Raw genomic sequence first — 12,012 nt, 5'->3', positions numbered from 1 at the left:
TCAAAGCACGGAAAGCAGGCCGCCGTCGACGTACAGGAGCTGCCCGTTGACGAACGCGGAGGCGTCGGACGCGAGGAAGATGAGGCCGCCGACGAGGTCTTCGACACGACCCCAGCGACCGGCGGGAGTGCGGCCGCGCACCCAGGCGCTGAACTCCTCGTCGGCGACCAGCGCGGCCGTCAGCTCGGTCTCGAAGTAGCCCGGAGCGAGGCCGTTGACCTGGATGCCCGACGGCCCCAGGTCGGCGCACATCCCCTTGGTCAGGAGCTTCAGCCCGCCTTTGGTCGCGGAGTACGGTGCGATGCCCGGGCGGACGGTTTCGCTCTGCACCGAGCAGATGTTGACGATCTTCCCGCGGCCGCGCGGCCGCATCCGGCGGGCGACCTCGCGGCCGACCAGGAAGGCGCTGCTGAGGTTCGTGTCGAGCAGCCGGTACCAGTCCTCGTCGGAGAACTCGGTGAACGGCGCCCGGTGCTGGACGCCGGTGTTGTTCACCAGGATGTCGAGCGGGCCGGCCCGGTCTTCGACGCGAGCGATGCCCTCGGCGACGGCCGCGGAGCCGGTGACGTCGAACGGTTCGGAAAGAACGGTCCCGATGGCCGACAGCTCCTCCTCGGCGCGACCCAGGGCGGCGCGATCGCGGCCGTTGAGGACGACGACACAGCCCGCTTCGAGAAGCCCGCGCGCCAGCGCGAAGCCGATCCCGCGGCTGGAACCCGTCACGAGCGCGACGCGGCCGGTGATGTCGAAGAGCGGATGACTGGCCACCTCACGGACTTCTCAGCGCCGGAAGTAGCGAAGCGGGTGGGCGACCCAGTAGAAGTTCAGGTCGTAACCCCAGCCGAACGACTTCGGGGTCCAGAGCCGCCGGTCGTCCGGGTTCCAGACGCGGGCCCGGAACCGCTTGGCGGTCGGGCGGCGCCAGTCGTACGGGGCGCCGGCCGCGTGTCCCTGGGGTTCGATCGGCTCTTCGGGTCCCGCCATCGTCATCACCTTCCCTGACCAGGGTGTACCCGCGCGTGATCAGTGGTCAAACGGCGGCCGCCGCCGTACGGTGCCGAGGGTGAGCGGACTGAGTGGGCAGACGGTCGTGCTGATCGGCGGCAGCGCCGGGATCGGCTTCGAGACGGCGCGGCTGGCCCGGGCCGAAGGCGCCGAGGTCGTGCTGACCGGCCGCGATCCCGGCAAGCTTTCGCAGGCGGCGGAGGCGGTGGGTGCCCGCGCCACGGCCGCGTTCGACGCCTCCGACGCGGCCGCGGTGGCGGGCTTCTTCGCGGACCTGACCGGCACGGTCGACCACATCCTGATCACCGCGGGCGGCCCGCACTACGGACCGCTGCTGGAAATGACCGCCGACGACGTGCGCGCGGCGCTCGGCGGCCACATCGCGGTCGCCCTCGAGGTCGCGCGGCACGCGGCGCCGAAGATGCGCCCGGGCGGTTCACTGCTGCTGATGGGTGGCACCGGCGGCCGCCGCATCGGGCACGGGCTCGGCATCGTCTCGGCCGCGACGGCCGCGCTGCCGCCGTTCACCGCGGCCCTCGCGCTGGAGCTGGCGCCGGTGCGCGTCAACCTGATCGCGGCGGGGTTCGTCGACACGCCGCTGTCGGCGACGCTGCTCGGGGACAAGCTCGAGGACCGCCGTGCCGAGCTGCGGTCGACGCTCCCCATCGGCCGCGTGGTGGGGCCGGCGGACGTCGCGGCGCTGGCGGTCCACCTCATGACGAACACGGCGCTCACGGGCGCGACCTACGACATCGACGGCGGTCAGCAGTTCGTCTGGTGACGCGGAACCGGGCCGAGGGCCTCGACCAGCTCCGCCACCCGGTGGTGCGCCTCCAGCGGGTGCCGCAGGCGGCTTTCCGGGTGGATCGTGTAGTGGTTGCGGCGGCCCACGCGCTCGCGCTCGACGTAGCCGTCCGCGATCAGGTCCGCGAGGATCAGCTGCACGCCGCGCTCGGTGATGCCGACGCGCTCGGCGATGTCGTGCAGCTTGTGGTCCGGATCCTCCGCCAGGCACAGCAAGACGTGCGCGTGGTTGCTCAGGAACGTCCACGTGGCCATGCGCGCAGCTTAGCCGTCCACACTTGACAGACGAAGCACAGTTCGTCATTCTGGAGGAGACGGAGGGGAGTACCCGCCCGGTCCGGCATCGTCAATACGGCTGCCCCTGCGCAGACCCGGTGCCGACACCACGTTCGCGTGGTCGGGGAGACCTCCGGTTCGCCACGAACCGGAGGAATCTGCTGTGACCGTCCCCTTCTGGGCCTGGGCCGCCGTGCTGGGCGTCATCCTGCTCATGCTCGCGGTCGACCTGTTCGCCCACCGCAAGGCGCACGTCGTCGGCGTCCGCGAAGCGCTGACGTGGTCCGGCGTGTGGGTCGCGCTGGGCGTCGCGTTCGGCGCCGTCGTGTGGTGGGTCTGGGGCGCGGAGCTCGCGGGCCAGTACTTCGCCGGGTACGTGATCGAGAAGTCCCTGGCCGTCGACAACGTCTTCGTGTTCGCGATCATCTTCGGCTACTTCGCCGTGCCGCGCGAACACCAGCACCGCATCCTGTTCTACGGCGTCATCGGCGCGCTGGTGTTCCGAGCGGTGTTCATCGCCGCCGGGTCGGCACTGCTGGCCAGTTTCGCCTGGATCCTTTACGTCTTCGGCGCTTTCCTCGTCCTGACCGGCATCCGGATGGCGGTGCACCGCTCGGAGTCCGTGGACTACGACCAGAACGTCGTCTTACGGGCCTTCCGCCGGCTCGTCCCGTCGACGGATGTCCACCACGGCAAGAAGTTCCTCGTCCGCGAGGCGGGCCGCTGGGTCGCGACGCCGCTGCTGGCGGTGCTGGTGCTGATCGAGGTCACCGACATCGTCTTCGCGGTCGACTCGATCCCGGCGATCTTCGCGGTGACGCAGGAACCGTTCCTGGTGTTCACGTCGAACGCGTTCGCCATCCTCGGCCTGCGCGCCCTGTACTTCCTGCTCGCGGATCTCATGCACCGGTTCGTCTACCTCAAGATCGGCCTGGCGCTGGTCCTCGTCTGGGTCGGCGTGAAGATGCTCCTGCTGGAGATCTGGAAGATCCCGACGGGACTTTCGCTGGGCGTGGTCGGCCTGATCCTCGCGACGGCGGTCGTCGCCAGCCTGCTCAAGACGCGCACCACTCTCATCGAAGAAGGGAAAGCCCGATGAAACGACTTCCGGCAGCCATCATCGGCGGCAGCCTCGTCCTGGCCCTCACGGGATGCGGCGTGGCGTCCGAAACCGCGGACCAGGTCGGCAACGCCGCCACGACGGTCGGCGTGTGCAGCGATGCGGTGCGGATCGCCACCGCGACCCCGGACCTCGGCGACCCGCAGGCCGCGCTGGATCACGCGCACGCGGCCGGCCGGGAGCTGACGGACCTGGCGGCGCGGGCCGGGAACACGACCGCCGGCGAGGCGATCGACTCCCTGGCCACCACCCTGCGCGAGACCACCGTCGACGACGTCGTCACCGGCCCGGCGGACTGGGTGCAGCGCAAGACCGACCAGGTCACCGCGCTGACCAAGGCGTGCGGCCTCTGACCCGAAACCCGCCCGGTCTCAGAGGACCGCGAGCCGGTCCAAGAGCCGCTCGGCCTGCTTGATCTCCGCGCTGAGCGGGTGGTCCTCCGGGATGTGCGGGAGGCCGCCGTCGGCGAGGCGGAACGCTTCCCGCAGCGGCGTGTCCGGCAGGCGCATCCCGGACAGCCGCAGCGCGCGTACGGCGCCGAGCAGCTCGCACGCCAGCACCGTCCGGTACGCGGCGGTGGCGGCGACCGTGCTGCGGACGGCGTGCGTGGAGAAGCTCGCGTGGTCCTCCAGCCCGCGGGAGATCACGGCCGTGCCGAGGGTGACCGGCGACGCCGCGTGCCGCAGCGTGCCCAGTGCGTCGTGCGCGACGTACTCCAGGATCATGATCCCCGAGCTGCCCGCCGGTCCGTCGGCGAGGAACGGCGGGAGCCCGCTCAAGTCCGGCTCCACGAGGTCGCCGAGGCGCGCGGTGGACAGCTCCGCGACGTGGTGCAACGCCGCGCGCAGCTGGTCGAACGCCAAGGCCACGTGAGCCGTCGAGAACTGGCCGTGGTGATAGGCCTGCTCGGTCTCGACGTCGATCAGCGGGTTCTCCGCGGCGGCGTTGATGTCGATGGCCAGCACGCGTTCGACGGCGGCCGCGGCGTCCAGCGCGGGCGCCTGCACCTGCGGGAACGCGCGCAGCCCGAACGGGTCCTGCAGCCGTCGTCCCTCGGGCAGGTCGTCGGCCGCGGTGAGTAAGCGGCGCATCTCGGCGGCGCAGCGCACGGCGCCGGGGTGTGGGCGCGCGGCGTGGACGCGCTCCGAGTACGCCTCGGCCGAACCGCCTAGCGCGCAGAACGTCAGCGCGGTGACGACGTGGCTCGCGGCGAGCAGCCGGCTCAGGTCGTGCCAGGCCAGCACGGCCTCGCCGAGGGTGGCGGCGTTGCTGGAGATGAACGCGAGCGCGTCGCCGGGGCTGATCGCGACCGGGTCGAGGTCCCCCGCCGCCCACGGCAGCTCCCCCGCCAGCGTCAAGGCGATCTCCGCGAGCTGGGCGAGGTCGCCGGTGCCGATGGCGCCGCGGGAGTGGACGTGCGGGAGCGCGCCGACGCGCAACGCCGTCTGCAGCACCTCCAACAGCCGCGGGTGCACGCCGCTGCCGCCCGCGGCGAGCTGGTTGAGGCGGATGGCCATCACCGCGCGCACGGCGTCGTCGGGCAGCGGCTCGCCGGTCCCGCCGGCGTGGCTGCGCAGCAGGCGCAGGCCGTGGTGGTCGGCCGACTCCGGGTCGACGACGGTGTGCCGGTTGGCGCCGACCCCGGTCGTGCGGCCGTAGACCGCGCGCTTGGCGCCCAGCTCGACGGCCAGCTGATAGCTCGCCTCCGCCCTCTTCACCGCGTCGGCGCCGAGCTCCGTCGACGCGCTGCGCCGGGCCACGCGCACCACGTCGGCGCAGCGGAGCCCGGTCCCGCTGATCTCGATGCGGTTGGCGTCGGTCATCGCCACCTCCCTTGACAAGTTTTCATTCATTCTTAAGGTGACATGAAACTACTCATTCACACAAGGACGGAGATCCGGTGCCCCGGTCGCTGCACGAGCTGCTCACCGCCCACCGGCTGACCCCGGCGCAGCGGCGCATCGCCAGCTACCTCGCTGACCACGCGGCCGAGGCCGTGGCGCTGACCAGCGCCGAGCTCGCCGAGTACGCGCAGGTCAGCCAGCCGTCGGTCACCCGGTTCGTCGCGTTGCTCGGCTTCGACGGCTATGCCGGGTTCCGCCGCTACCTGCGCGAAGCCGCGGCCGAACCCGAGCCGGAGTGCGGCGGCAACAAGTTCCAGGACGCCATCGACGCCGACCTGCGCAACCTCGGCGCGTTGCGGGCCCAGCTGGCCGACGACACCCGGCTGCGCACGCTCGCGGCCGGCCTCATGGAGTCCGTCCCGCTCGTCGTGACGGGCTACCGCGTCTCCGCGGCGCAGGCCGCCTCCTTCGCCTACCTGGCCACGAAGATCCACCCGGACGTCCGGCTGCTGACCGACTCCGGCAGCGTCTTCGGCGACTCCCTGCGCCACGCCCACCGGCGCGGCGCGCGGACGCTGGTCCTGGTCGCGCTCCCCCGCTACCCGCGGGAAAGCGCCGCCGCGCTCGAGCAGGCCCGCGCGCTGGGCCTGCGCACCCTCCTGATCACGGACCGGCCCGTCACGGCGCTCACCCCGCTCGCCGACGACGTGCTGAGCGCGGGCGTCGCGTCGGAGTTCGTGTTCGACTCCCACGCGGCGGTCGTCTCGCTGACCGTGGCGCTGGTCGAGGCGATGGCCGACGCGGCCGGCGCCACGGCCCGGCAACGACTGGAAGGCTTCGAAGACTATGCCGCAGAGCAAGACCTCTTCCTCCCCGAGTGAAAGGGTCACCGCGTTCGACGACGTCCCGCTCAACCGGTTCCACCTCCGCATCACGGCGCTGACGTTCTGCGCCAACTACTCCGACGGCTACGAGCTGGGCATCATCAGCATCGCCCTGCCGGTGATCGCTTCGTCGCTCGGCTTCGGCGCGGTGTGGGAGGGCCTGCTCGGCGCGTCGGCGCTGATCGGGATCTTCCTCGGCAGCGTGCTCGTCGGCTGGGCGGCGGACAAGATCGGCCGCCAGCGACTGTACACTTTGGACTTCCTGCTGATCGCCGTCGCATCGGCCGCGGAGTTCTTCGTCCAGGACCCGGTGCAGCTGTTCGTCCTGCGATTGTTGATCGGCATCGGCATCGGCGCCGACTACGCGCTCGGGCCGACGCTTGTCGCGGAGTTCGTCCCCCGCAAGTACCGCGGCGGGCTATTGGCTTCGCTGACGGTGCTGTGGACGGTCGGCTACGTCGCGGCGTTCTTCCTCGGCAACTACCTGGTCTCCCTGGGCGGCGACTCGTGGCGGTGGCTGCTGGCCACGAGCTGCGTGCCCGCGATCGCCGTGGTGCTGCTGCGCATCGGCGTCCCGGAGTCGCCGCGCTGGCTGCTCACGCAGGGCCGGATCGACCAGGCCCGCGCGGTGGTCCGCCGGCTGCGCGGCGACGAAGCCGCGTTCGACCAGCTGGTGGCCACGCATCGCCCGGAGCGGCGCGCCCGCTACCGCGAGCTGTTCGGCAAGCAGTACCGGCGCGCCACGGCGTTCGGCGCGATCTTCTACAACGCGCAGGTCATCCCGTACTTCGCGATCTACACGTTCCTGCCGCTGGTGCTGCTCAAGATCGGCATCGGCGAGGAGGACACGACCAGCGACGGCATCCTGAACCTGTTCCTGCTGCTGGGCAGCTTCGGCGGCCTGTGGCTGGTGGCGAAGATGACCCGCCGCGGCCTGACGATCTGGTCGTTCGTGGTGCTGATCGTGACGATGGCCCCGATGGCGGTCTGGCCGGACGCCCCGACGGCGCTGCTGTTCCCGCTCTTCCTGGTCTTCACGTTCACCATGTCGGCGGCGGTCAACCTCGACCAGGTCTACCCGCCGGAGCTCTTCCCCACGGACCTGCGCAGCTCAGGCGTGGGGCTGTTGAACGGGCTGAGCCGCGTGGGCTCGGCGATCGGCACGTTCCTGCTGCCGCTGGCCCTGGACGGGATCGGGTTCTCCCCGACGATGCTGATCCTGACGGTGGTCCTCGTGGTGGGGCTCGTCGTGTCGGTGAAGTGGGCGCCGGAGACGAAGAACTCGATGCTGGACTGAAGAAGGGTCTCCCCAGGATCGACCAGGATCGCGCGTCCGAGGTTCGTTGGCGGCGCGGCGCGAGTGCGAACGTCTTGAATGACTCATTCAGGTCTTCGGAGGTCCTGAATGACTCATTCAAGACCTTTGGTCGCGACGACTAGCCGAGCCGGGCCCGGAGCGCCGCCGCGATTTCGCCCGCCGCGGTGAGCTGCTCCGGGGTCAGTGCGTCCACGAACAGCTCGCGGACCGCCGTCAGGTGCGGGACCGTCGCACCCCGGAACGCCGCCGCACCCTCCGGCGTCAGCACCACCTCGGCTCCCCGGTTGTCCGTCCGGCATTCCTCGCGGCGGATCAGGGCGCGCTTCTCCATCCGGCCGAGGTGGTGGGACAGGCGGCTGCGCTCCCAGCCGATGTCGTCGGCGAGCTGCGACGACCGCAGCCGCTGCCCTTCGGCCTCGCTGAGCGCCAGCAGCACCGCGTAGTCCCCCGGCGAGAGGGCGCACTCCGCCTGCAGCCGCGCGCCGAGTTCGGCGCGCAAGGCTTCCGTCGTCTCGATGAACCCGCGCCAGACGCGCAGCTCCTCGGTGGTCGGCTGTACTCGCCGTGTCGTCCCCGTCACCCTGCCTCCTAGTTGACACGTCAATCATAACGAGCGGATTATTGACGTGTCAATCAAAGGAGTGACGATGATCGAGCTGGGACTGAACTCGTTCGGCGAGGTCGCCACCGACGACGGTCGCGCGCTGAGTGACGCGGAGACCGTGCGACTGCTCGTCGAGGAGGCGCGGCTGGCCGAGTCGGCGGGGCTGGACGTCTTCAGCGTCGGCGAGCACTACCGCGAGGGGCACAACGACAGCGCGACGCCCGTGCTGCTGGCGGCCATCGCCACGGCGACCGAACGCATCGAGCTCGGCACGTCCGTGACCGTCCTGAGCACGAACGACCCGGTGCGGCTCTACCAGGAGTTCTCCACCCTGGACGCCGTCTCGGACGGACGCGCCCAGCTCGTCCTCGGCCGGGCCTCGGCGACGGAGTCATTCCCGCTGTTCGGGTACGACATCGCCGACTACGAGCGGCTCTTCGAGCAGAAGCTCGAACTCTTCATGCGGCTGCAGCGCGAAGAGAGCGTCACCTGGTCCGGCGACGTGCGGACACCGTTGACGAACCAGACACTGCATCCCCGGATGCGCCCGGGCGGGATCCCCACCTGGATCGGCGTCGGCGGCAGCCCGGATTCCGTGGTGCGGGCCGCCCGGTACGGCCTGCCGCTCATGCTGGCGATCATCGGCGGTCGCCCGCAGCGGTTCGCCGGCCACGTCGAGCTTTACCACCGCGCGCTCGAGCAGTTCGGACAGCCGGCGCACCCCGTCGGCCAGCACTCCCTCGGCCTGATCGCCGACACCGACGAAGAAGCCGTCGAGACGTGGTGGCAGTACTGGCGGCCGGTCGTCGCGCGGATCTCCGCCGAACGCGGCTTCTACCCACCGGACCGCGACCGCTATCTGTCCGAAGTGGACACCGGCGCCCTGTTCGTGGGCTCGCCGGACACCGTCGCCCGCAAGATCGCGACCGTGGCACGGGACCTGCGCCTGAGCCGCTTCGACCTCAAGTACGACATCCTGCACCTGCCGCGGGCCGCTCGCGCCCGGACGATCGAGCTGCTCGGCCGCGAGGTCGCGCCGCGGGTGCGCGAACTGCTCGCGAAGGAGCCTTCCCATGTCTGACGTGCACTTCGGCCTCGACACGTTCGGCGACGTCCCCGAGGACGACGCCGGCCGGCCGCTCTCCCACGCCGCCGCCATCCGGCAGGTCGTCGACGAAGCCGTGCTCGCCGACGAGACCGGGGTGGACGTGATCGCCCTCGGCGAGCACCACCGCCCCGAGTACTCCATCTCCACGCCCGAAACCGTGCTGGCCGGCATCGCCACCCGCACGTCGCGGATCCGCCTGTCCTCCGGCGTCACGGTGCTGAGCTCGGACGACCCCGTCCGCGTGTTCCAGCGCTTCGCGACGGTCGACGCCCTCTCGGACGGGCGCGCCGAGGTCATCCTCGGCCGGGGCTCGTTCACCGAGTCGTTCCCGCTGTTCGGCTACGACCTGAGCGACTACGACGCGCTGTTCGAAGAGAAGCTCGACCTGTTCGTGCGGCTGCTCGACGAGAAACCCGTGACGTGGCAGGGAAAGCACCGGCCGTCGCTGGAGGACGCCGACGTCTACCCGAAGACCGACTCCGGCCGGCTGACGACGTGGGTCGGCGTGGGCGGCTCACCCCAGTCGGTCATCCGGACCGCCCACCACGGCCTCCCGCTCATGCTGGCGATCATCGGCGGGCCGCCCCAGCGGTTCGCGCCGTACCTCGACCTGTACCGCCGGGCCGCCGCGCAGTTCGGCACCACCGCCCACCCGGTCGGCATGCACTCCCCCGGGTTCGTCGCCGACACCGACGAGCAGGCCCGCGAGGTGTTCTGGCCGCGCTACCGCGTGATCCGCGACCGGATCGGCGCGCTGCGGGGCTGGGCGCCGATCCGGCGCGAAGAGTACGACCACGAGATCGAGCACGGTTCGCTGTACATCGGTTCCCCCGAGACCGTCGCCCGCAAGATCGCCGCTGCGGTCGCGGACCTCGGCGTCGGCCGGTTCGACCTGATCTACAGCTCCGGATCACAGCCGGCGAGCGCGCGCCTGCGCGCCGTCGAGCTGTACGGCACCAAGGTGATCCCGATGGTGCGTGACCTGCTCTCGGAGGCGAAATGATCATCGGCATCCTCGGTGCGGGCAAGGTGGGCACGGTCCTGGCCCGGCTCGCCCTCGCCGCCGGGCACGACGTGCTCGTCGCCGGCTCGGGCGCGCCGGAGAAGATCGCGCTCACCGTCGACGTCCTCACGCCCGGCGCTGTCGCGACGACCGCGGCGGAGGCGTCGGCCAAGGCGGACGTCGTGATCCTCGCGCTGCCGCTGGGCAAGTACCGCACCCTCCCGGCCGGCGCACTGGCCGGGAAGTTCGTCATCGACGCGATGAACTACTGGTGGGAGGTCGACGGCGTCCGCGACGACCTGAGCGTGTCGACCAGCGAGACGGTCCAGTCCTACCTGGATGAATCCCGTGTCGTGAAGGCGTTCAACCACATGGGGTACCACGACCTCGAAGACGAAGCCCGTCCTGCGGGGGCACCGGGCCGGAAGGCGATCGCGATCGTCGGTGACGACCCGGCCGACGTGGCACGCGTAGCGGACCTGGTGGACGCGTTGGGCTTCGACCCGGTGCTCGCCGGGCCGCTGGCCGAGGGCGTCCGGCTCGAGCCCGGCGCGGAAGCGTTCGGCGCGAACCTCAGCGCCGTCGAGCTGCGTGCCGTGCTCGACCGGTTCCCCGATTCGGAGCGCGGGCGCCTGGTGGCCGGCTCGGCTTAGACGGCGACCGCCGCCACGACGCGCCTGGCCCGTGCCGTCAGGGCCGCGATCGCCGCGGCGCCCACCAGGGACACCGCGATGCCCACGAGGACCGCGGTGTTCCAGCCCGCGGTCAGGGAGGCCGGCGTCGGCCTCCCGTGGACGGCGAGCACGCTGACCACCGTGACGCCGATCGCGGCGCCGACGTAACGGCTCGTGTTGTTGATGCCGCTGCCCATGCCGGCCCGGTGCGGCGGCACGCTCGCCACCGCTTCGCGGCCCAGGGAGGCGTTCACCACGCCTGTGCCGAAACCCGCCACCACCAGGCCCGGCAGCAGGGCCGCCGGGCTCGAACCCGGGGTGACGAACGCGAGCGGGACCAGCCCCGCGGCCACCACGACCAGGCCGGCGCTCATCCGCGCGCCGCCGGAGAGGGTGGCCGGGAGCCGGCGGGTAAGCAGCGCCGAAACCACGCTGGTCGCCGACCAGGCCAGTACGACCAGCGCCGCCGTCACGGGGCTGAGCGCGAGGCCGTTCTCGAGCATCGTGCACAGGAACGCCATCAGCGCGGTGACGCCGGCGCCCGCCACGAACGCGCCCGTCGTGGCCGACAGCAGGGCCGGGCGGCGGAAGAGCGCCAAGTCGAGCATCCCGCCGCCGGAGGCGTTCTGGTGGGCGAAGAACGCGGCGAGCAGCACGACGGCCGCCGCGATCAGCGCCAGTTCGAGAGGGCTCGTCCAGCCTTGCCGGCCTTCGGTCAGCGCGGCCAGCAGCGCCGCGAGGCCGCCGCCCAGCAGCAGCGCGCCGGGCAGGTCGATCGTCCGCGCCCGCCCCGAAACGGACTCCTCCAGCAGGACCCACCCGAGCACGGCCACGCCGAGCGACAGCCCCGCGATCACGACGTAGAGCACACGCCAGTCGGCGTCGAGGGCGGCGCCGGCGAGCGGGCCGATCGCGATGCCCGCGCCGAGGCAGGCACCCCACAGGCCGGTCGCGCGGGCGCGGCCGGCGGCGTCCGGGAACGCGGGTCCGAGCACCGCGAGCCCGCACGCGATCAGCGCGGCGCCGCCGAGGCCTTCGACGACCCGGCCGCCGATGAAGGTCAGCGGCCCGGGCGCGACCGCGCACAGCACGGATCCCACGGCCGTCACGAGGGCGCCGGCGACGAAGACGCGCCGGCGGCCGAAGTCGTCGCCGACCGCGCCGGCCGGCAGCAGCGCGACGGCCAGGCCGAGGCTCATCGAGCTGAGGATCCACGACGTCGCGACCGCGCCGGCCCCGAGGCCGCCGGCCACGGCCGGGACGATCGAGAGTGGCGCGGTGAAGACGAAGAGGGCGAGCAGGGTCGCGCCGCCGGAAGCGACGAGGACGGCTCCGGGACGGCTGGCCATGCGGACTCCCGTTGATTCAGTCA

The 12,012-nt window shown here is 71.7% G+C and carries 14 protein-coding genes; 8 read left to right on the top strand and 6 right to left on the bottom strand.

What is annotated here, in order from left to right:
* Both AB0M59_RS04245 and AB0M59_RS04240 read right to left on the bottom strand, forming a co-directional pair.
* Positions 1–768, bottom strand: coding sequence for an SDR family oxidoreductase (locus AB0M59_RS04245; protein WP_364608377.1), 768 nt, complete (start codon positions 766–768; stop codon positions 1–3).
* 12 nt (positions 769–780) lie between these two features.
* Entirely contained in the window at positions 781–984 is a 204-nt protein-coding gene (locus AB0M59_RS04240; RefSeq protein ID WP_364608374.1) for a DUF5808 domain-containing protein, read from the bottom strand.
* A gap of 79 nt (positions 985–1,063) precedes the next feature.
* Here AB0M59_RS04240 and AB0M59_RS04235 point away from each other — a divergent pair, with 79 nt between their 5' ends.
* Positions 1,064–1,786, top strand: a complete 723-nt coding sequence (locus AB0M59_RS04235; protein ID WP_364608371.1) for an SDR family oxidoreductase — start codon at positions 1,064–1,066, stop codon at positions 1,784–1,786.
* Here AB0M59_RS04235 and AB0M59_RS04230 read toward each other — a convergent pair.
* Positions 1,768–2,064 carry a winged helix-turn-helix domain-containing protein gene (locus AB0M59_RS04230; protein WP_364608368.1) on the bottom strand — a complete coding sequence of 99 codons (297 nt, stop codon included), beginning with the start codon at positions 2,062–2,064 and terminating at the stop codon, positions 1,768–1,770. The two genes, AB0M59_RS04235 and AB0M59_RS04230, sit on opposite strands and share 19 nt — an antisense overlap.
* A gap of 184 nt (positions 2,065–2,248) precedes the next feature.
* Here AB0M59_RS04230 and AB0M59_RS04225 point away from each other — a divergent pair, with 184 nt between their 5' ends.
* Together AB0M59_RS04225 and AB0M59_RS04220 are read left to right on the top strand one after the other, a co-directional pair.
* Complete coding sequence (locus AB0M59_RS04225; RefSeq protein WP_364608365.1) at positions 2,249–3,184, top strand: TerC family protein; 936 nt, start codon at positions 2,249–2,251, stop codon at positions 3,182–3,184.
* Positions 3,181–3,558 (top strand): bacteriophage spanin2 family protein, encoded by a 378-nt coding sequence (locus AB0M59_RS04220; protein WP_364608362.1) that lies wholly within the window; start codon positions 3,181–3,183, stop codon positions 3,556–3,558. The genes AB0M59_RS04225 and AB0M59_RS04220 overlap by 4 nt, the downstream gene beginning before the upstream one ends.
* An 18-nt stretch (positions 3,559–3,576) precedes the next feature.
* Here AB0M59_RS04220 and AB0M59_RS04215 read toward each other — a convergent pair whose 3' ends face one another.
* Entirely contained in the window at positions 3,577–5,028 is a 1,452-nt protein-coding gene (locus AB0M59_RS04215; RefSeq protein WP_364608359.1) for an aromatic amino acid ammonia-lyase, read from the bottom strand.
* 77 nt (positions 5,029–5,105) lie between these two features.
* On the opposite strand from AB0M59_RS04215, the gene AB0M59_RS04210 reads away from it, so the two are divergent.
* Positions 5,106–5,930: a MurR/RpiR family transcriptional regulator gene (locus AB0M59_RS04210; protein WP_364608354.1), complete on the top strand. Its 825-nt coding sequence runs from the start codon at positions 5,106–5,108 to the stop codon at positions 5,928–5,930.
* Positions 5,896–7,230 (top strand): MFS transporter, encoded by a 1,335-nt coding sequence (locus AB0M59_RS04205; protein ID WP_364608351.1) that lies wholly within the window; start codon positions 5,896–5,898, stop codon positions 7,228–7,230. Before AB0M59_RS04210 ends, AB0M59_RS04205 begins: the two co-directional genes overlap by 35 nt.
* Positions 7,231–7,369: 139 nt before the next feature.
* On the opposite strand, the gene AB0M59_RS04200 is transcribed toward AB0M59_RS04205, so the two are convergent.
* Positions 7,370–7,831 carry a MarR family transcriptional regulator gene (locus tag AB0M59_RS04200; protein WP_364608348.1) on the bottom strand — a complete coding sequence of 154 codons (462 nt, stop codon included), beginning with the start codon at positions 7,829–7,831 and terminating at the stop codon, positions 7,370–7,372.
* A 67-nt stretch (positions 7,832–7,898) separates the two neighbouring features.
* On the opposite strand from AB0M59_RS04200, the gene AB0M59_RS04195 reads away from it, so the two are divergent.
* From AB0M59_RS04195 to AB0M59_RS04185, 3 genes are read left to right on the top strand one after another with little or no spacing between them, the layout of a single operon-like run.
* Positions 7,899–8,936: an LLM class flavin-dependent oxidoreductase gene (locus AB0M59_RS04195; RefSeq protein ID WP_364608345.1), complete on the top strand. Its 1,038-nt coding sequence runs from the start codon at positions 7,899–7,901 to the stop codon at positions 8,934–8,936.
* On the top strand, positions 8,929–9,966 hold the full coding sequence (locus AB0M59_RS04190) for an LLM class flavin-dependent oxidoreductase (protein WP_364608342.1): 1,038 nt from the start codon (positions 8,929–8,931) through the stop codon (positions 9,964–9,966). Before AB0M59_RS04195 ends, AB0M59_RS04190 begins: the two co-directional genes overlap by 8 nt.
* Entirely contained in the window at positions 9,963–10,619 is a 657-nt protein-coding gene (locus AB0M59_RS04185) for an NAD(P)-binding domain-containing protein (RefSeq protein WP_364608339.1), read from the top strand. The genes AB0M59_RS04190 and AB0M59_RS04185 overlap by 4 nt, the downstream gene beginning before the upstream one ends.
* Here the strand turns inward: AB0M59_RS04185 and AB0M59_RS04180 are convergent.
* Positions 10,616–11,989 (bottom strand): MFS transporter, encoded by a 1,374-nt coding sequence (locus AB0M59_RS04180; protein ID WP_364608336.1) that lies wholly within the window; start codon positions 11,987–11,989, stop codon positions 10,616–10,618. The two genes, AB0M59_RS04185 and AB0M59_RS04180, sit on opposite strands and share 4 nt — an antisense overlap.
* Between the last annotated feature and the right edge of the window lie 23 nt (positions 11,990–12,012).

Source organism: Amycolatopsis sp. NPDC051371, assembly GCF_040682155.1.
GTDB lineage: Bacteria > Actinomycetota > Actinomycetes > Mycobacteriales > Pseudonocardiaceae > Amycolatopsis.
Note: the sequence above shows the minus strand (reverse complement) of the source record. Positions and strands in the feature narration are given on the sequence as shown.

Coding starts and splice junctions, on each gene's coding strand:
- AB0M59_RS04240 (WP_364608374.1), bottom strand. CDS start 984: ATGGCGGGACCCGAAGAGCCGATCGAACCCCAGGGACACGCGGCCGGC.
- AB0M59_RS04230 (WP_364608368.1), bottom strand. CDS start 2,064: ATGGCCACGTGGACGTTCCTGAGCAACCACGCGCACGTCTTGCTGTGC.
- AB0M59_RS04220 (WP_364608362.1), top strand. CDS start 3,181: ATGAAACGACTTCCGGCAGCCATCATCGGCGGCAGCCTCGTCCTGGCC.
- AB0M59_RS04215 (WP_364608359.1), bottom strand. CDS start 5,028: ATGACCGACGCCAACCGCATCGAGATCAGCGGGACCGGGCTCCGCTGC.
- AB0M59_RS04205 (WP_364608351.1), top strand. CDS start 5,896: ATGCCGCAGAGCAAGACCTCTTCCTCCCCGAGTGAAAGGGTCACCGCG.
- AB0M59_RS04195 (WP_364608345.1), top strand. CDS start 7,899: ATGATCGAGCTGGGACTGAACTCGTTCGGCGAGGTCGCCACCGACGAC.
- AB0M59_RS04190 (WP_364608342.1), top strand. CDS start 8,929: ATGTCTGACGTGCACTTCGGCCTCGACACGTTCGGCGACGTCCCCGAG.
- AB0M59_RS04185 (WP_364608339.1), top strand. CDS start 9,963: ATGATCATCGGCATCCTCGGTGCGGGCAAGGTGGGCACGGTCCTGGCC.
- AB0M59_RS04180 (WP_364608336.1), bottom strand. CDS start 11,989: ATGGCCAGCCGTCCCGGAGCCGTCCTCGTCGCTTCCGGCGGCGCGACC.